The organism is Bradyrhizobium sp. CER78 (genome assembly GCF_029846235.1).
In the GTDB taxonomy this organism is placed as follows: domain Bacteria; phylum Pseudomonadota; class Alphaproteobacteria; order Rhizobiales; family Xanthobacteraceae; genus Bradyrhizobium.
In genome coordinates, this window is the sequence record NZ_JARVWP010000010.1 from 61,386 (window position 1) to 79,788 (window position 18,403).

General features: G+C 65.7%; 19 protein-coding genes. 7 read left to right on the plus strand and 12 right to left on the minus strand.

What is annotated here, in order from left to right:
• Positions 1 to 120: 120 nt before the first annotated feature.
• Positions 121 to 873: an SDR family oxidoreductase gene (locus QDT69_RS22175; protein WP_050423074.1), complete on the minus strand. Its 753-nt coding sequence runs from the start codon at positions 871 to 873 to the stop codon at positions 121 to 123.
• 146 nt (positions 874 to 1,019) lie between these two features.
• On the minus strand, positions 1,020 to 1,661 hold the full coding sequence (pdxH, locus tag QDT69_RS22180; protein WP_279708599.1) for a pyridoxamine 5'-phosphate oxidase: 642 nt from the start codon (positions 1,659 to 1,661) through the stop codon (positions 1,020 to 1,022).
• A 105-nt stretch (positions 1,662 to 1,766) separates the two neighbouring features.
• On the opposite strand from pdxH, the gene QDT69_RS22185 reads away from it, so the two are divergent.
• Positions 1,767 to 2,192, plus strand: coding sequence for an RT0821/Lpp0805 family surface protein (locus QDT69_RS22185; protein WP_279708600.1), 426 nt, complete (start codon positions 1,767 to 1,769; stop codon positions 2,190 to 2,192).
• A 124-nt stretch (positions 2,193 to 2,316) separates the two neighbouring features.
• Positions 2,317 to 3,279 carry a J domain-containing protein gene (locus QDT69_RS22190; protein ID WP_279708601.1) on the plus strand — a complete coding sequence of 321 codons (963 nt, stop codon included), beginning with the start codon at positions 2,317 to 2,319 and terminating at the stop codon, positions 3,277 to 3,279.
• 387 nt (positions 3,280 to 3,666) lie between these two features.
• On the opposite strand, the gene QDT69_RS22195 is transcribed toward QDT69_RS22190, so the two are convergent.
• Together QDT69_RS22195 and QDT69_RS22200 are read right to left on the minus strand one after the other, a co-directional pair.
• Positions 3,667 to 4,431, minus strand: a complete 765-nt coding sequence (locus tag QDT69_RS22195; RefSeq protein WP_279708602.1) for an anti-sigma factor — start codon at positions 4,429 to 4,431, stop codon at positions 3,667 to 3,669.
• Between the two features lie 66 nt (positions 4,432 to 4,497).
• Positions 4,498 to 4,986: a sigma-70 family RNA polymerase sigma factor gene (locus QDT69_RS22200; RefSeq protein WP_279708603.1), complete on the minus strand. Its 489-nt coding sequence runs from the start codon at positions 4,984 to 4,986 to the stop codon at positions 4,498 to 4,500.
• A 231-nt stretch (positions 4,987 to 5,217) separates the two neighbouring features.
• On the opposite strand from QDT69_RS22200, the gene QDT69_RS22205 reads away from it, so the two are divergent.
• From QDT69_RS22205 to QDT69_RS22220, 4 genes are all read left to right on the plus strand, one after another.
• Positions 5,218 to 5,817 carry a histidine phosphatase family protein gene (locus QDT69_RS22205; RefSeq protein WP_279708604.1) on the plus strand — a complete coding sequence of 200 codons (600 nt, stop codon included), beginning with the start codon at positions 5,218 to 5,220 and terminating at the stop codon, positions 5,815 to 5,817.
• A gap of 155 nt (positions 5,818 to 5,972) precedes the next feature.
• A complete protein-coding gene (aroC, locus tag QDT69_RS22210; protein ID WP_279708605.1) occupies positions 5,973 to 7,061 on the plus strand; it encodes a chorismate synthase in 1,089 nt (362 codons plus the stop codon).
• 125 nt (positions 7,062 to 7,186) lie between these two features.
• A complete protein-coding gene (locus tag QDT69_RS22215) occupies positions 7,187 to 8,380 on the plus strand; it encodes an adenylate/guanylate cyclase domain-containing protein (RefSeq protein WP_279708606.1) in 1,194 nt (397 codons plus the stop codon).
• A 12-nt stretch (positions 8,381 to 8,392) separates the two neighbouring features.
• Positions 8,393 to 9,280, plus strand: a complete 888-nt coding sequence (locus tag QDT69_RS22220) for a DMT family transporter (protein WP_279708607.1) — start codon at positions 8,393 to 8,395, stop codon at positions 9,278 to 9,280.
• Between the two features lie 6 nt (positions 9,281 to 9,286).
• Here QDT69_RS22220 and clpS read toward each other — a convergent pair whose 3' ends face one another.
• On the minus strand, positions 9,287 to 9,592 hold the full coding sequence (clpS, locus tag QDT69_RS22225) for an ATP-dependent Clp protease adapter ClpS (RefSeq protein ID WP_021076758.1): 306 nt from the start codon (positions 9,590 to 9,592) through the stop codon (positions 9,287 to 9,289).
• Positions 9,593 to 9,837: 245 nt separating this feature from the next.
• Here clpS and QDT69_RS22230 point away from each other — a divergent pair, with 245 nt between their 5' ends.
• Positions 9,838 to 10,686 carry a DUF1194 domain-containing protein gene (locus QDT69_RS22230; protein WP_279708608.1) on the plus strand — a complete coding sequence of 283 codons (849 nt, stop codon included), beginning with the start codon at positions 9,838 to 9,840 and terminating at the stop codon, positions 10,684 to 10,686.
• Between the two features lie 66 nt (positions 10,687 to 10,752).
• On the opposite strand, the gene QDT69_RS22235 is transcribed toward QDT69_RS22230, so the two are convergent.
• From QDT69_RS22235 to QDT69_RS22265, 7 genes are all read right to left on the minus strand, one after another.
• Positions 10,753 to 11,586: a nucleotidyltransferase domain-containing protein gene (locus QDT69_RS22235; RefSeq protein ID WP_279708609.1), complete on the minus strand. Its 834-nt coding sequence runs from the start codon at positions 11,584 to 11,586 to the stop codon at positions 10,753 to 10,755.
• 53 nt (positions 11,587 to 11,639) lie between these two features.
• Complete coding sequence (locus QDT69_RS22240; RefSeq protein WP_279708610.1) at positions 11,640 to 12,881, minus strand: methyltransferase; 1,242 nt, start codon at positions 12,879 to 12,881, stop codon at positions 11,640 to 11,642.
• Positions 12,874 to 13,647: a TlyA family RNA methyltransferase gene (locus tag QDT69_RS22245; RefSeq protein ID WP_279708611.1), complete on the minus strand. Its 774-nt coding sequence runs from the start codon at positions 13,645 to 13,647 to the stop codon at positions 12,874 to 12,876. The genes QDT69_RS22240 and QDT69_RS22245 overlap by 8 nt, the downstream gene beginning before the upstream one ends.
• Before the next feature lie 20 nt (positions 13,648 to 13,667).
• Entirely contained in the window at positions 13,668 to 14,231 is a 564-nt protein-coding gene (locus QDT69_RS22250) for a nucleoside 2-deoxyribosyltransferase (RefSeq protein WP_279708612.1), read from the minus strand.
• 158 nt (positions 14,232 to 14,389) lie between these two features.
• Positions 14,390 to 16,318 carry a 1-deoxy-D-xylulose-5-phosphate synthase gene (gene dxs, locus QDT69_RS22255; RefSeq protein WP_279708613.1) on the minus strand — a complete coding sequence of 643 codons (1,929 nt, stop codon included), beginning with the start codon at positions 16,316 to 16,318 and terminating at the stop codon, positions 14,390 to 14,392.
• Between the two features lie 543 nt (positions 16,319 to 16,861).
• Positions 16,862 to 17,113 (minus strand): exodeoxyribonuclease VII small subunit, encoded by a 252-nt coding sequence (locus QDT69_RS22260; protein ID WP_279708614.1) that lies wholly within the window; start codon positions 17,111 to 17,113, stop codon positions 16,862 to 16,864.
• Between the two features lie 128 nt (positions 17,114 to 17,241).
• Positions 17,242 to 18,168: a histone deacetylase family protein gene (locus tag QDT69_RS22265; RefSeq protein ID WP_279708615.1), complete on the minus strand. Its 927-nt coding sequence runs from the start codon at positions 18,166 to 18,168 to the stop codon at positions 17,242 to 17,244.
• Positions 18,169 to 18,403 lie beyond the last annotated feature (235 nt).

An 18,403-nucleotide genomic window follows, 5' to 3' on the forward strand; every position in this document is an offset into this window, starting at 1 on the left:
TCTGGAGGCAGAAGCCTCGTCTGCGTCGTTACGCCTGCCATCGAAGCAATCCCTGCACTACGGCCGCGGCGGCGGCCGGGATCGCCTCGAACCTCTTCCCCCGAACATCCAAGCCAAAGCTCAGACGTGCTGGCCACCATTGATGTGGATCTCGGCGCCGTTCACGTACGAGCTGGTTTCCGTGCACAGCACGTAGATGATCTTGGCGACCTCGTCCGGGGTGCCGAGGCGATGCATCGGGATTTGCTGATCGACGATCTTCTCGGTGCCGGGCGACAGGATCGAGGTATCGATCTCACCCGGGGCGATCGCGTTGACGCGAACGCCGACGCGGCCGAAGTCCGACGCCATCTCGCGCGTCAGTGCCGCGAGCGCCGCCTTCGACGTCGCGTAGGCCGCGCCGGCAAACGGATGCACGCGCGAGCCGGCGATCGAGGTGACGTTCACCACCGCGCCCTTGGCATGCTTCAATTCCTCGATCAGCCCGCGCGCGATCATGATCGGCGCGAAGAAGTTGACGTGGAAAACATGGGTCCAGGTCTCGATGTCGGTGTCCATGGTGCCGAGCCGGCCGCCGCCCACGGCCTTCGGCGAGATCGCGGCATTGTTGACCAGCGCATGCAACTCATCATTGTCCAGCCGCTGCCGGATCTCCGAGATCGCGCGCACGGTGTCGTCATGGCTGCCGAGGTCGACCTCGATGTGATCTTCCGGCCCGGCGCCCCAGGGGCAGACCTCCGGAAACGCATGCCGCGAGAGGGTGATGACGCGCCAGCCGGCGGATGAGAACCGGATCGCGGTGGCATGGCCGATGCCGCGGCTCGCGCCGGTCAGGAGCAGCGTGCGCCGCGGTGCATTGGAGGGGCGGGTCATCGATGGTTTCTTTCGTTTTCGCCATGCGCGGCACCGTGCCGGGCATCGACGTCTTCGAACGAAGAGGGATCAGGACGTCGATGGCCGGGTCATCTTACACGAAGACGCGCTTCGCGCTTTCGCCCTTCCATGACAGTCGCGGGTTTTCAGGGATAGAGCCGCAGCTTCGACCATGCGCGACCTTCGTCATCGCGGCGGAATTCGATGCGGTCGTGCAGGCGGAACGGGCGGTCGTGCCAGAACTCGAAGCGCTGCGGCGTGATCCGCCAGCCGCTCCAGCCCGGCGGCCGCGGCACCTCGCCGATGACATACTTCGCGCCGACCTTGGCGATCGCCTGCTCGAAGGCGAAGCGGCTCTCGAGCGGCTGCGATTGCTTGCTGGCCCAGGCGCCGATCTGCGCCTGCTTCGGCCGCGTGGCGAAATAGGCGTCGGCCTCGGCATCGGCGACCTGCGTCACCGGCCCGCGGATGCGCACCTGGCGGCGCAGCGATTTCCAGTGAAACAGTAAAGCGGCCTTAGGATTTGCGGCCAATTCGCGGCCCTTGGCGCTCGCAATGTGGCTGTAGAACACGAAGCCGTCGGCATCGAAGCCCTTCATCAGCACCATCCGCACGTCGGGCAGCCCGTCGGCATCGACGGTCGCGAGCGCCATCGCGTTCGGATCGTTCGGCTCGGACTTGACCGCTTCCGCAAACCATTCAGCGAACAGGGCGAACGGCTCCTCCGCCGCGGTGAAATCACCCGATGTTAACGGTGTCGGGTGTTTGATGGAGGTCGTGTCGGTCATGTCAGGAGTCCCGATTTGCGTTCGCCCGCGTCCGAGAGCGCGTTACTAGCCCTATATAGGGCATGGGGGCGCGTTGGCCTATCGGCGATCCACCCCGCGGGCGCGGTGGTGACATTGATCCTGATCGGCGTCGGCGCCAGCGGCTGCAGCCTGTCGCGCACCGATGCCTTCGCCAAGATGGACGACAAGGATGTGACCGGTTCGATCAGCCCGACCCAAGTCAATTCGACCCAGGTCAGTGCCGTGATGCCGACCGACAGCGATCTCGCCTTTGCCCGCAACGCGGCCTCCGACGTGCTGACCAAGGGCGACAAGGATTCCAGCCAGCCCTGGGAAAATCCCGAGACCGGCGCGCGCGGCTCGGTGACGCCGCTCGCCCAGGCCTATTCGGGCGAGGACGGCAGGACATGCCGGGATTTCCTCGCCAGCTATGTCAATGGAGCCACCGAGAGCTGGCTGCAGGGAGCCGCCTGCAAGGCTGGACAGGGACGGTGGGAAATCCATAGTTTGAAGCCTTGGAGAAAGTCCTGAGAGTTCCGGCAGAAGCCGGTACTGGCCTAGTTGCAAAAATGCCACTGAGCCCCCACATGAAGGTAAAGTGGGCCCGGATGGGTTCCCGGCCAGGACTGATTTTCCCGTGAAGGAGACGTGACGGATGCGCGACCCCTATGAGGTCTTGGGGGTGCAGCGGAGCGCCAGCGCTGCGACGATCAAGAGCGCTTATCGCAAGCTCGCCAAGAAGCATCACCCTGACAACAACAAGAACGACCCGAAGGCGGCGGCCCGCTTTGCGGAGATCAACACGGCCAACGAGATCATCGGCGACGAGGACAAGCGCAAGCAGTTCGACCGCGGCGAGATCGATGCCGAGGGCAAGCCGCGCTTCCAGGGTTTCCCCGGCGGTGGCGCCGGCGGCCGTGCCGGTCCGGGCGGCGGCTTCGAGTACAGCTTCCGCGGCGGCCCCGGCGGGGGCATGGGCGGCGGCAGCTTCGAGGACATCCTCAACAGCATGTTCGGCAACGCCGCGCGTGGTGGCGCTGGTGGCCGCACGGGGCGGGCCAGCCCGTTCGAATTTGACGGCGGCGGGGTCGGCGTCGACCTCGATCTGTCGGTCGCGATGACAGTGTCGCTGGAGGAATCGGTCAGGGGCGGCGACAAGCGCGTCCGCCTGCCGACCGGCCGTGAGCTCAACGTCAAGATTCCGCCCGGCGTCACCGCAGGCCAGCAGATCCGGCTGAAGGGGCAGGGCGACACCGCGCAAGGCCACCCGCCCGGCGATCTCCTGATCACGATCTCGATCACGCCGCATCCTTTCTTCAAGGTCGACGGCAACGATCTGCGGATCGACCTGCCGGTGACCCTCTACGAGGCGGTGCTGGGCGGCAAGGTCCGCGTGCCGACGCTCGGCAGCGCGGTCGAGCTGTCGATCCCGAAGAACACCTCCAGCGGCCGTACCTTCCGCCTCAAGGGCAAGGGGTTGCCGAAGGCGGGCGCTGTCGGCGATCTCTATGTCACGACCCGCATCATCCTTCCCGACGGGAACGATGCCGAGCTTGAGGCATTGATGCAGACGTGGCGGGAGCGAAATCCCTACAATCCGCGCAGCGATCTCGGCTGACCGCCGGGAGCGCGCTCCAGAGACGCGAAGACGCGAAACTGCAACTACCCCGGACTCTATCGGGGTAGACGCGGCGCCGTGAGCGCGTCAAAGGATGACCGGCCGTCCGAACTTCTGGCCTGCGGCGTGCAGACCGGATGGCGGAAAAAGAGTGCGGCCTCGAGAGGGGGACCAGCGCGGTACACAAAACCCCAATCGAGGCCGCGTGCGCCGATCGGCGGATCGGGCGCAGATCATCTTCGCGTGAGCATCCGGTGCGATAATGAGACGCGGCAATGACGCGAATCGAAATTTTCAATGTCGGAATTGGGACGCCGGCTGAGGCTGGATTCACTTGCTCGAAACGGCACATTTTCCCGACGTGATCTCCCGTAAAATTACGGGAGATCAGCCGCCGCTCTTTTCCATCTGATCGTAGACCGCCTGCGCGACCTGGGTCAGACGGTTGCGGTCGGTGCCGCCGCTGACGACATAGGCGACGCCGCGATCGGCCCAGAACAGCGCGCCGTCGCTGCCCTGCGCGGCGTAGCGCATCTGGGTCGCCTCGGTCTTCGCCTTGGCGGTGTAGACCGTGAAGCGCTCACCGGACGTGCTCTCATACATCAGGAACGACGCCGGCCCGCTCGGCCCCGGCAACAGGCGGCCGCCGACCAGCTTGAGCCCGCTGAGGTCGGGGGCGCGGACATCCCAGCCGCAGCGCTTGGTCAGCCATTGCTGCAGATGGTCGCGCTCGCTGCCGGGCACCTCGACCGGATGGCGGACCTCGACCACGTAGAGCCGATGCGCATCCAGCGCATCGAGCGTGAAGCTCTGGAAGGTCGACGGCGCAGCGGTAGCGCCGCGCGCGACCCAGCCGACGCCGCCGCCGGCGATGAAGGCGGCAAGCGTTGCCGCCACCGCGCCATAGACCCAGCGGCGCGGCTGACGCACTAACCGCTCGAGCTCGAGCCGCTTCGGCACCGCCTCGTCCAGCACGCCGTCGTAGCGCGCATGCAGCGTCTCGGCCATCGCGCGCCATGATTGCACCCGTGCCGCGTCGTCGGGATGGGTGGCGAGCCACGCCTCGACATCGCTGCGGCGTTCGGCCGGCAGCTCATTGTCGACGTAGGCGTGCAGCTCGTCTTCGGTGACGGGAATGTTCGGGTCGGTCATATCAGTCGTCTCTGCCAAATCTTGTTCGAAAATCGCTCATCATAACGTCTGCCAATGCGCACATTATCATTTCACCCGCCTCAGCGCCGGACGCTGGCCTTCGATCGAGGCCCGCACATGGGCGCGCGCACGGGCGAGGCGGGACATCACCGTGCCGATCGGCACGCCCTGGATGTCGGCGACCTCGCGGTAGCTCATGCCCTCCAGCATCACGAGCAGCAGCACCGAACGTTGCTCCTCGACCAGCGTCGACAGCGCGCGCTCGATGTCGCGTCCCTCGGCCTCGGTGCCGCTGGCGTCGGCGTTGTTGTCGAGCAGCGGCATGAAGGCCGGTCGCCGCGCCAGCGAACGGCGCCGGTTCTTGTTCAGATTGGTCAGGATCGTATAGAGCCAGCTCCTGATGTCGCCGCCGAGAAACAGCCGCTCCGAGCGCAGCGCGCGCACCAGCGTGTCCTGCACCAGGTCGTCGGCGATATCCGTGTCACGCACCAGCGCGCGCGCATAGCGGCGGAGCGCTGGAATCATGGCTTCGACACTTTGACGAAACGCGGTCATGCATCCCAGTCTTCGATGGTCCCGGCGACAGCCGCCTTGTCAAACATAACACCCTAACGGCGTGGCTATTCCGGTTGCATCCACCTGCATGCATACCGCCTCAGCTGCGGCCGATTTGGGCTTGTCGCCAGCCGAAGTGCTGGTGTACCTCCGAGCCGAAAAAATTCGAAGCGTGCAAGCCTCAGGTCAGGCGCCCGACAGCTCGCTCAACAGGGACCAGCGGTTACGGGAATGCCGGTGCCAACGATCTACTACATCCGCCACGGCGAGACCTCGTGGAACGCCGAAGGCCGGCTTCAGGGCGTGCAGGACATCGCCCTCAACGAGCGCGGCCGCGCCCAGGCGGTGCATGCCGGCCGCATCCTTGCCGATCTCCTGGCGCGCGCCGGCCGTGACAAGACGACGCTGCCATTCGTCGCAAGCCCGCTGATCCGGGCACGCGCGACCATGGAGCTGGTGCGCAACGAGCTTGGCCTGCCGGTGGGCGATTACGCGCTCGACGCGCGGCTGCGCGAGATCGCCTACGGGACCTGGGAGGGCTCGACCTTGGCGCAGGCGCAGGCCGCGGACCCCGTCGTCTATGCGCGCCGCCTGGCTGAGAAGTGGCAGGTCGCGCCGGAGGGCGGCGAGAGCTATGTCGATGTACAGGCGCGGATGACCGAATGGTACGGTTCGGTGACGTCGGACACGGTCGCCGTCGCCCATGGCGGCACGGCGCGGGCACTGATGGTCGCGCTCGGCTTCGAGACGGCGGCCTCGGCCGCCGACCTCACGATCGAGCAGGGCGCGGTCTACGTGTTCGGCGCGGCGGGCCTGCGGAAATATAGTTAACTTGCACTGTCATTCCGGGGCGGTCCGCAGGACCGAACCTCAGGGGCGCAATTGCGGCCCGGGGAATCTCGAGATTCCGGGCGCGATGCTTCGCATCGCCCCGGAATGACGGACTCGAAGTTTGACCCCGCTGCCTGCGCGCGTTACGACACGCCATGTCCTTCAATACTTTCGGCCATATGTTCCGCGTCACGACCTTCGGCGAGAGCCATGGGGTTGCGATCGGCTGCGTGGTGGATGGCTGCCCGCCGATGATCCCTCTGACGGTTGAGGAGATCCAGCACGACCTCGATCGTCGCCGGCCAGGCCAGTCGCGCTTCACCACCCAGCGCCAGGAGCCGGATGCGGTGAAGATCCTGTCCGGCGTGATGGCGCATCCGGAAAGCGGCGTGCAGGTCACGACCGGCACGCCGATCGCGCTGCTGATCGAGAACACCGACCAGCGCTCGAAGGATTATTCCGAGATCAAGGACAAGTTCCGTCCCGGCCATGCCGACTTCACCTATGAAGCGAAATACGGCCTGCGCGACTATCGCGGCGGCGGACGCTCCTCCGCACGCGAGACCGCGACCCGCGTCGCGGCCGGCGCGATCGCGCGCAAGGTGCTGCCCGAGGTCAAGGTGCGCGGCGCGCTGGTGCAGATGGGGCCGCACAAGATCGACCGCGAGAAGTGGGACTGGGACGAGATCGCAAGGAATCCGTTCTTCTGTCCCGACAGGGACAAGGCGGCGTTCTTCGAGAGCTATCTCGACGGCATCAGGAAGAGCGGCTCCTCGATCGGCGCCGTCATCGAGGTCGTTGCCGAAGGCGTGCCGGCCGGTCTCGGCGCGCCGATCTACGCCAAGCTCGATAGCGATCTGGCTTCGGCGATGATGAGCATCAACGCGGTCAAGGGCGTCGAGATCGGCGCGGGCTTCGGCGCTGCCGAACTGACCGGCGAAGAGAATGCCGACGAGATGCGGACCGGCAACAACGGAACGCGCTTCTTGTCCAACCATGCCGGCGGCGTGTTGGGCGGCATCTCGACCGGCCAGCCGGTGGTGGTGCGCTTTGCGGTGAAGCCCACCTCGTCGATCCTGACCACACGCCGGACCGTGGACCGCAAGGGCGCCGATACCGACATCCTGACCAAGGGCCGCCACGATCCCTGCGTCGGGATCCGGGCCGTGCCGGTGGGCGAGGCCATGATGGCCTGCGTGCTGGCCGATCACTTTCTGCGCGACCGCGGGCAGATCGGGCGCTAAGGCGCGATGATCGCGCCTTAGCTTCTTGTTTGGGCATGATCTTTTCGGAAAACCGCTTCACACTTTTCCGGATCATGCCTTGGTCCCTATATAGTGGTGGTCGCCAGACCGCCTGGGGGACTGCCATGAACGCGTCGGAGCTTCGGGATATCATCGCATGGATGATCGGCGGCGCGCGGTCGGCGCCGACCCCGCAGCAGATGATGGCGGAATGCTGCGAACGGCTGGTGCGGGCCGGCCTGCCATTGTGGCGCGTCGGCGTGTTCGTGCGCACGCTGCATCCTGAGATCTACGGCCGGCATTTCTTCTGGAAGCCCGGCTCCGAGGTCGAAACCGGCACCGTCGATCATAACATCGAGGACACCCCGGAATTTGCCGCCAGCCCGCTGCGGGTCGTCTTCAAGCAGGGAATTGAAGTGCGCGCGCGGCTCGACGACCCTGCCAGCAAACGCTTTCCCGTCGTCGTGGACCTGCAGGCCGAGGGCGTCACCGACTATATCGCGGTGCCGCTGATCAATACCGACGGCCGGCCGAACGCCTCGAGTTGGACCACCCGGCAGCCCGGTGGCTTCACCGACGAGCAGCTCGATGCGATCCGCTCGATCACCGTGCCGCTGTCGCGCTACATCGAGATCGTGACGCTGCGCCGTACCGCCTCGCTGCTGCTCGACACCTATGTCGGCAACCGTGCCGGCGAGCGCATCATGGGCGGCCAGATCCGGCGCGGCCATGCCGACACGATGGATGCCGCGATCTGGCTATCCGACCTGCGCGGCTTCACCGCGCTGTCGGACCGTTTGCCGCCCGAGACCGTGGTGGAGATCCTCAACCTCTATTTCGACTGCCAGGTCACCGCGATCCGCGAGCATGGCGGCGAGGTGCTCAAATTCATGGGCGACGGCCTGCTCGCGGTGTTCCCGGTCGACGAATATCTCGGCGACGAGGTGCAGGTCTGCGCACGTGTGCTGGATGCCGCGCGCGCATCCCGCGCCGGCGTCGAGGCGCTACAATTTGCCAATGGCGACGCCGTCGAGCGCTTCCGCTTCGGGGTCGCGCTGCATCTCGGGCGGGTGCTCTACGGCAATATCGGCGGCGGCAACCGGCTCGACTTCACCTGCATCGGCCCGGCGGTCAATCTCGCGGCGCGGCTGGAGAAGATCGCCGGCCGGCTCGGCCGCACCGTCGTCGCGTCCGAGCGCTTCGCCGGCCTCCATGACGGCGGCTGGAGCGATCTCGGCGAGTTTCCGATCGCGGGGTTCTCGAAGGCGGAACGGGTCTACGGCCTGTTCGACGAAGCGCCGATTGCTGCGGCAAGCTAGCATCGGTGCGACGTGACTGACGCGGACGCGCAGCATCGCACCGGGATTGCGCTGGTCGTGGCGGCCGCGGCGGCGTGGAGCACCGCGCCGTTCTTTACCCGGCTGCTGCATTTCGATTCCTGGACCATCCTGTTCTGGCGCGGGCTGTTCGGTGGCGGCGCGATTGTGCTGTTCCTGGTCGCGACGCAAGGCCGGCGCGGCGTGCGCGATCTCGTCGCGATGCCGTTGAGCGGATGGCTGGTGGCCGGTCTCTCGACCCTCGGCATGGTGACGTTCATTCCGGCGCTGCAACTGACCAGCGTCGCCAATGTCGCAATCCTGATCGCGATGCAGCCGTTTGCGGCCGCTGCGATCGCCTGGCTTTGGCTGCGCGAGCGGGCGCGCCCGGGCACGTTGCTGGCGAGTCTCGTCGCGCTCGCGGGCGTCGCCATCACCGTCAGCGGCGCCGGGGGCATCACGGACTACAGGGGCATCGGGCTTGCCTGCGTGATGGTGCTCGCGATCTCGCTGATGACGGTGGTGATCCGGCGGCACAGGGGCACGCCGATGATACCCGCTGCGGCGCTCTCCAACTTCCTCGGCAGCGCCGTTAGCCTGCCGTTGGGGCTCGGCATCGGCGCGGCCGGCGGTGCCGATCTCGGCGTGCTCGCGATGTTCGGCGCATGCCAGGTCGGGCTCGGCCTCACTTTGTTTACGGTCGGCTCGAGATTCCTCCCGTCCGGTCAGGCATCGCTGATCGCAACCCTCGAAACGCCGCTGATGCCGTTCTGGGTGTGGCTGGCGTTTGCCGAAGTGCCGTCACTCCGCGCCCTCATTGGCGGCGCGCTGGTGATGGGGGCGGTCATTGCTGACATCCTAGTCAGCCAGCGGACGCAGCTCGCGCAACCTACGGAGTTTTGAGGGCCGCTATTCTTCCGGCTCTGTCGTGAACAGCAAGGGATAGCCCTTGGCGCGGCCGGCGTCGGTGGCGCGCGTCGCCTTGGTCTCGGCGACGTCCCGGGTGAAGACCGCGACCACGCAGACGCCGCGCTGATGCGCGGTCAGCATCACCTTGTAGGCCTGGTCGTCGGTCATGCGGAATTCACCCTTCAGCACGGTGACGACGAATTCGCGCGGCGTGTAGTCGTCGTTGACCAGGATCACCTTGTGCAGGCGCGGCCGCTCGACCTTGGTCTTCGTCCTGGTTTTCGGCTTGACGACAGTATCGGGCATCGCACTCCCTCGCGATTGCTCCGTAAGAATACCGTCTTCCGGCGCGTCTTGGAACCGTTCGATTTGCACGGCGTCATTGCGGCAACGGCACGGCGCGTGTTGCCGCATTCGCGGCAAACAATGTCCAGCTTGCAAAAGCGACTGAACTGCGGACCTCTAACCTGAATGTGAAGGACTGATGCTGTTCGCGCTTGCGTCGCCGGATTTGCGTGTCACGATGACAGCTACACGACGGGAGGTCCGCCATGCGCTGGTATGTCTCGATCGGAGCGGTGCTTGTCGCCGGCATGCTCGCCGGCGGCGATGTGGCCGCTGTTGCCGCGCCCGGCGTGGGTAGAGAGCCCGACCGACGGGTCGAGAAGGAGTCTTCGCCGAGCGTGGATGTCGAGCTGATCCTCGCAACGGACGTCTCCTATTCGATGGACATGGACGAGCTCGCGATCCAGCGCGAGGGCTACGCGCAGGCGATCGTTTCCAAGGAATTTCTGCAGGCGCTGAAGGCCGGCCCGAACGGCAAGATCTCGATCACCTATTTCGAATGGGCCGCTTCCAACGACCAGAAGGTGATCATCCCCTGGCGGGTGATCGACGGCCCCGAATCCGCCGATGCCGTCTCCGCCGAGATCATGAAGACGCCGGTGCGCCGCGCCTCGCGCACCTCGATCTCGGGTGCGATCTATTTTGCGATCCCGATGTTCGACGAGAATCCGCATCGCGGCCTGCGCCGCGTGATCGATATTTCCGGCGACGGCCCCAACAACAACGGCGCGCCGATCACGCCCGCGCGCGAGGCGGCGCTGGAGAAGGGCATCGTCATCAACGGCCTGCCGATCATGGTGAAGGAGCCGTCCTACTCCACGATGGATATCGAGAATCTCGATTGGTACTACGAGGACTGCGTGATCGGTGGTCCGGGCTCCTTCGTGGTGTCGATCAAGGATCGCGAGAAGTTCAAGGAAGCGATCCGCACCAAGCTGTTGCTCGAAGTCGCCGGCCGCACCCCCGAGCGCCCGATCGTGCGGACCGCCGAGAAGGAGCCGCGGGTCAGCTGCACGATCGGCGAGAAGATCTGGCAAGATCGCTGGGGGCGATGATCTTGTAGGGTGGGTTAGCCGAAGGCGTAACCCACCATTCGTTCCGCGGAGGTGCGGTGGGTTACGCTAACCCACCCCACAAATCTCTCCTACGTCGCTCTCCAGCACGCGCAGTGTCTGCAACACAGCCGCGTACTCCGCGGCCCCGATCCGCCGCCAGACTTCGGCGACACGCGCGGCGTGGTCACGAACCGTCATGGGAAAATCCGCGGCCTGCGCCAGCGCGCCCTTCTCATTGATCAGATACTGCCCGTTCAGCGCAAACAGCACCTGCGCGATGCAGGCCAGCGCGCGACAGGCGCAGCCGGCGATTTGCGTAGTGTCGCCGCGCGGCACGGCAAGTTCGGCATTCTCGATGCTGAACAGGATTTCCCATTGAAAGCGCCGGACCAGTGCGTCGCGCAGGGCGGGTGGATAAGGCGTGGTCCTTTCCTTCATCGCGGCGACGAGGCGGCAGGGATCATGCAGCACACGGCACAGCGCGATCTCACCCATCCAGATCGCCGAGCAGAAGCCGTGCGGATGGCCCGGCTGGTAGTGCATGCTGATCTCGCCGTTGCGGCAGGCGTCGATAACAGCCGCGACCTGCTCGATGCTGCGGTAGAGCAGGTCGACCTTGCGGCCGTCGATCACAAGCCAGGCGCCGCCCACGATCCACGGTCCCCATTCGTCGACTGTTGTCACATGCGCAGCAGCGGGATCGTCGACCAGGCCCGCGACTGCCACGCGCAACCGATCGATATCGAGAGCTGAGCCATCCCGGTAGTAGAGGCCGAGATCGTAATCAGAGGCGTCATGCGCCGTGCCACGCGCCCGCGAGCCGCCGAGCACGATGGCGGCGACGCCCGGCACGGCGGCGAGGACGGGAATGATGCGCGCGAGCAGCGGATCTTGGGACATGCGAGGCGGATTATAGCGAGACCACCGCACGCTGCGATAGGCGCAACAATACCTCAGCGTGCGAAGCGCGCCACCAGCTCGACATGCGGCGTATGGCGGAACTGATCGACCGGTGTGACACCGGCGATCCTGTAGCCGCCGTCGATCAGGATCCTGGCGTCGCGCGCAAATGTCGCGGCGTTGCAGGACACCGCGACGATCACCGGCACCTTGCTCGCCGCGAGCTGGGTGACCTGCGCCTGCGCGCCTTGCCGCGGCGGATCGAACACGACGGCGTCATAGTCGCGCAACTCCTGCGGCATCAGTGGGCGGCGGAACAGATCGCGCGCCTCGGCCTTCAGCGGCTTCAGCCCCGGCGTCGTCTGCGCCGCCTTCTGCAGTGCCGCGATGGCACCCGCATCGCTGTCGAAGGCTGCGATCCGCGCCTTCTCGGCGAGGCGCAGCGCGAACGGGCCGACGCCGCAGAACAGATCGGCGATGTGCTTGGCGCGGCCGCAATGCTCGCGAACCAGCGCCGCGAGCGTCTCCTCGCCCTTGACCGTCGCCTGCAGGAACGAACCCGGCGGCAGCACCACCTTCGTCTTGCCGATCGCAACCTCAGGAGAGCCGCGCTGCAGCACCAGCTCGCCGTGCCGCGTCAGCCGCGCCAGCCGGTGTTTCTCCGCAACCCGCGACAAAGTGGTGATCAGGTCGGTCGGCAGCGCGCCGGAGCCGCGCACATCGATGTCGAGGCCGTTCGCGGTCGCCGTCACCTGGATGTCGAGCGGCTTGCCGATCGCAATCAGCGGCTCGGCCATGGCCCAGGCCGCCTCGAGCGCGCCGTCGAGCACGGGGTCGAGGATCGGACAGCGGTCGACCGGGATGATGTCGTGCGAACCAGCGGCGGCGAAGCCGACCTTGAGGACTTCATGGGTACCCATGCGTCCGTGCAGCGTGATGCGGCGTCGGCCGGCGCCATGGGCGTCGCGCAGCGGCGCGACCTCAGTCGCGATCTTCGCCTGCGCCAGCGTCTCCACCACGATGTTGCGTTTCCAGGTGTGGTAGGGCGCCTCGTTCCAGTGTTGGATCGCGCAGCCGCCGCACACGCCGAAATGCGGACAGAACGGCGCGATGCGCTCGGGGCTTTCGTGCATGACGCGCAGCAGCCGCCGCCGGTCGCGATGATTGCCGGGGACGTCCTCGACCTCGACCGTTTCACCGGCTAGCGTATAGGGCACGAAGATCGACTGCGATCGGTCGATCGCGACGCCGTCGCCGCGGTGGCCGACATGGTCGATGGTGAGCAGTTCAGCCACGGCGCGCGCCGAGGAAGAATTCGATATTGCCGTCGCCGCCCGGTATCGATGACGGAAACACCTCGATATCGGTGCAGCCGAGCGAGGCGGCAAAGGCTGTCATATCGTCGCAGATCTCCTGGTGCACCATCGCATTGCGGATCACGCCGCGCTTGGAGTGTTTTCGGGCCGCCTCGAACTGCGGCTTGATCAGCGCGAGCAGGTGCATCGGGGCTGCCGCCAGCGACAGCGCCACCGGCAGCACCAGCTTGAGCGAGATGAAGCTGACATCGATCACGACGATATCGGGCCGTGCCGGCAGCCGCTTGCCCTCGTAGTTCCTGATGTCGGTCTCCTCCATGGAGACGATCTTCGGATGGCCTTGCAGCGAGGGATGCAACTGGCCGTGGCCGACATCGATGGCGAACACGAGGCTCGCGCCATTGGCGAGCAGCACTTCGGTGAAGCCGCCGGTCGAGGCGCCGACATCGAGGCAGACATGGCCCTCGACGTCGATCGGATAATGCTCGAGTGCGCCGGCGAGCTTGACGCCGCCGCGCGAGACATAGGGATGCGCCGGCTCGGCCGTGAGCGTGGCGCCGGGGGCGACGATCTCGGATGCCTTCGCAATCTGTGTGCCGTTGGCGGTGACGAGACCGGCGTCGATTGCGGCGCGCGCCCGCGCCCGGCTCTCGAACAGGCCGCGCTCGACCAGCAGCACGTCGATGCGCTTGCCGGCGGATGCGCTATTGTCGTTGTCGCCCGCCTTGGTCACTTGCTTGCTCACTTACTTGCTCACTCACTTACTCATTTGGCGCTCTGCCGGCGCTGCGCGGCGGCGAGCCGCACGCAGGCCTCGAAGGAGGTGAGGTCGTGCCAGAGGTCGGTCGCCGGCTCCCGCGGTGTCACCAGCGGGCTGCCGTGCAGATCGAGCGCGTGCATCATCATCAGATTGTCCGGCAATCCAAACTCTTCCACCGTCAGCCCCTCCGCGTCGATCAGGCGTCCGTCGGATGCCGGCACGACCTGGCTCAGCCGCGCCACGCGATTGGCGTAGGACGTGGGATCGTTCGAATAGGCGAGGCACAGTTTGCTGCGTCCTGCCATGTAGCCGAGTTCGTAGACCGTGCCTGCGTCGGCACTGGGGCCGCGAAAGGGCGTCAAATTGGCGATGATGGCGTCGGCAGATTCCATCATCGCCTCGTTGCTCTTGAAGATGGTGAGCGAGGCGCCGGCGACGGTGGGATTGATGCTGTTGTCGAGCGGATACAGCCCGGTCAGCCCGTGATAGGCGCAAACCTCCGCCTTGCGGCGGCCGATCTCCACGGCATCCGGCAGGAACACGTCAGGACCTGCCAGATAGATTCTCATGGACTTGCCCGGAACAAGATCGACTCGAAACCTCTCCCATCGGGAGAGGTCGCGCTGCAGGCGCGGGTGAGGGGTAATGCACTTTCATGGGACCTCACCCCCTCACCCGGATCGCTCGCGCGATCCACCTCTCCCCGGTGAGGAGAGGTGGAAGGCGATTACGCGAGCTTGACGGTTTCGGTCTTGTAGTCCTTGCCGAGGGTTTCGAACACCTTGGCAACGATGCTCTTGGCGTCGAGACCGGCGCGGGCATACATCGCCGCCGGCGAGTCGTGATCGAGGAACACGTCGGGCAGGATCATCGAGCGGAACTTGAGCATGCCGCTGTCGAGCATCGCATTGTCGGACAGGAACTGCATGACATGCGAGCCGAAGCCGCCGATCGAGCCTTCCTCGATCGTGATCAGGATCTCGTGGTCGCGGGCGAGCTTCATGATCATCTCTTCGTCGAGCGGCTTCATGAAGCGCGCGTCGGCGATGGTGGCGGAGAGGCCGTGGGCGGCGAGCTCGTCGGCCGCCTTCTCGCACTCGGCGAGACGGGTGCCGAACGACAGCAGCGCGACCTTCTTGCCTTCGCGGATGATGCGGCCCTTGCCGATCGGCAGGGGAACGCCGACTTCCGGCATCTCGACGCCGCGGCCCTCGCCGCGCGGATAGCGCAGCGCGCTCGGGCGATCGTTGATCGCGACCTGAGTCGCGACCATGTGCACCATCTCGGCCTCATCGGAGGCCGCCATGATCACGAAGTTCGGCAGACAGCCGAGATAGGCGTTGTCGAACGAACCGGCATGGGTCGCACCGTCGGCGCCGACCAGGCCGGCGCGGTCGATCGCGAAACGAACCGGCAGGCTCTGGATCGCGACGTCGTGGACCACCTGGTCATAGCCGCGCTGCAGGAAGGTCGAGTAGATCGCGCAGAACGGCTTGTAGCCTTCGGTGGCAAGGCCCGCGGCGAAGGTCACCGCATGCTGCTCGGCAATGCCGACGTCGAAGGTGCGGTCCGGGAACGCCTTGTTGAAGATGTCGACGCCGGTACCCGACGGCATCGCCGCGGTGATGGCGACGATCTTGTCGTCCTTCTGTGCTTCCTTGACGAGGCTCTGGCCGAACACGTTCTGGTAGGCCGGCGCATTCGGCTTGGCCTTGGCCTGGGTGCCGGTCGCGACGTCGAACTTGACGACGGCGTGGTACTTGTCGGCGGAGGCCTCGGCCGGGCCGTAGCCCTTGCCCTTCTGGGTCACGACGTGAACCAGGATCGGGCCGGTCTCCATGTCGCGGACGTTCTTCAGCACCGGCAGCAGATGGTCGAGATTGTGACCGTCGATCGGGCCGACATAGTAGAAGCCGAGTTCCTCGAACAGCGTGCCGCCGTCCATCATGAAGCCGCGGGAATATTCCTCGACGCGGTTGGCGCGGTTGGCGAGGATCTTCGGCAGGCGCTTGTTGATCTGCTTGGCCGCCTCGCGCAGCGAGCGGTAGGTCTTGCCGGAGTAGAGCCGCGACAGATAGGCGCTCATCGCGCCGACCGGCGGCGCGATCGACATGTCGTTGTCGTTGAGGATCACGATCAGGCGCGAGTTCATCGCGCCGGCGTTGTTCATCGCCTCATAGGCCATGCCCGCCGACATCGCGCCGTCACCGATCACGGCGATAACGTTGTTCTTGCCGCCGGAGAGGTCGCGCGCCACGGCCATGCCGAGGCCGGCCGAAATCGAGGTCGAGGAGTGCGCGGCGCCGAACGGATCGTAGTCGCTCTCGGTGCGCTTGGTGAAGCCGGAGAGGCCGCCGCCGGTGCGCAGGGTGCGGATGCGGTCGCGGCGACCGGTCAGGATCTTGTGCGGATAGGCCTGGTGGCCGACGTCCCAGATCAGGCGGTCGCGCGGGGTGTCGAAGATGTAGTGGATGGCGGTGGTCAGTTCGACCACGCCGAGGCCGGCGCCGAAATGGCCGCCGGTCACCGACACGGCGTCGATGGTTTCCTGGCGGAGCTCGTCGGCAACTTGCCGCACCTGCTCGACCTTCAGCTTGCGCAGGTCATCGGGCGTGTGAATAGTGTCAAGAAGCGGCGTTTTACTAAATGTGGTCACAGCGAATTTCCAATTTTTGCCTGTCGGAACGAACCGCCCGACGCGAGATGGGTTGGCGCGCACATCGCGCAGCGAAAGCCAGACACTGGGTGCCGCCCCGGCAGACCGTGCCTGGTTGTAAGCCTAGATTCACTCCGGATTGGACCACGTGATACGCATCACCTTGGTCGCTCTTCACCCGTCCCGGTTCAGTTTTGTCGAACCATTTGAGATGCATGCCGCCCGAAAATCGGGCCGCCGGCCACCCTCAAATGCCCATAGAACTGGAAGCATTACACCAAAGCCGTAACCAAAGCCAACCCGATAGGCGGCGCAGGGTTCCTATGCGCCGTCTTGAAAAACCTATATTTTTCAATGGCTGGGGCCCGGAGCGGGTTCCAATTTGGCCATTTTAGCGGCAACCGGCCGGTCCGGAACGGCCCGATTCGTGGCCGCGCCGGTCGCCGCGGTCCCCCCGCGGCGCGATCAATCAATGGAAATACCCAGCAACAATTGCCCGCTGTGGCGGACATCCTGTCGCATGGGGCGCGGCGGTCGGCGGCGCTACTGCACGTCCAGCGGCTCGGTCCCGTTCGCCTGGCCCGAGGCGTCGGTAGTGATCTTGTCGACGCGGGCTTCGGCCTGGCGCAGCAATTCCTCGCAGCGCCGCTTCAATGCCTCGCCGCGCTCGTAGATCGCGACCGATTCCTCAAGCGGGACCTTGCCGTCCTCGAGCCGCTTGACGATCGATTCGAGTTCCTCGATCGCGCGTTCAAAGGAGAGCTTCTTGACGTCGGCTTGAGTATTTTCGGCCATTCTTTGCGTTCCCGATTGCGTGGATCAGATCGCAACCTGATCTTGTCGTCCAAACATGACCTGTCGCAGGCCATGCTTGCCCCGGCGCAGAATCAATCGAATTTTTGCGGGGGTATTGTGGCGGGGATTTACCGGCCCATCAATGCGGTGACGTGAGATGCCACCGACTCTTTCAGGCCCTCGAGGTCGTAGCCGCCCTCCAGCACGGAGACGACGCGGCCGCCGGCGCTCTTGTCGGCGAGGTCCATCAGCTTGCGCGTGACCCAGCCGAAATCCTCGCCCGTCAGGTTGATCGAGGCCAGGGGATCGCGGTGATGGGCGTCGAAGCCGGCCGAGATGACGACGAGTTCGGGAGAAAACTTCTCGAGCTGCGGCAGGATCAGGTTCTCGAAGGCGGAGCGGAATTTGGCGCCGCCGTCGCCGGGCGCAAGCGGCGCGTTGACGACGGTGTCGTGTTCGCCGCGTTCGCCGGCAGCCCCGGTGCCGGGGAACAGCGGCATCTGATGCGTCGAGCAGTACATCACGGTCGGATCGGCCCAGAAGATGTCCTGCGTGCCGTTGCCGTGATGGACGTCGAAATCGATGATCGCGGCGCGCTTGATGCCGTATTTGCGTTGTGCGTGGCGCGCGGCGATCGCGACATTGTCGAAGAAGCAGAAGCCCATCGGCGTCGATTTCTCGGCGTGATGCCCGGGCGGGCGCACCGCGACGAAGGCGTTGTGGTGCTTGCCCTCCATCACCGCATCGGTCGCCGCCACCGCGCCGCCGACGCCGCGCATCACGGCTTCCCACGTGCCCGGCGACATCGAGGTGTCGCCGTCGATATAGATCATGCCCGAGGTCGGCGCGATGTGGCGCAGCTCGCCGACATAGTGCTCGCCATGGCAGAGCAGCACGGTGTCGAGGTCGCCCTCCGGCGCGAGGTCGCGCACCAGCGCCTTGAAGCGGTCTTCGCCGAGCACCTCGGCCACCGCGCGCAGCCGGTCGGGGCGTTCGGGATGTCCGGGTGGGGTCAGGTGATCGAGGCAGGCGGAGTGCGTCAGAAGCAGTGTCATGCAAATTCCCGGCGCAATGGAGGCGCGTACGAGGCCGCTCTAATGTAGGCGGTTACCGGCCCAGCGGAAAGGGCCCGCTCTGACCCGGTCCTCACCTTTTCGGGACAGCATGGAAGGCAAAAAAGCGCGACCCTTTGGCCGTCATTGCGAGGAGCGAAGCGACGAAGCAATCCATGTAACCGCGTACGCGGACAAATGGATTGCTTCGCTTCGCTCGCAATGACGGAGATAGGCG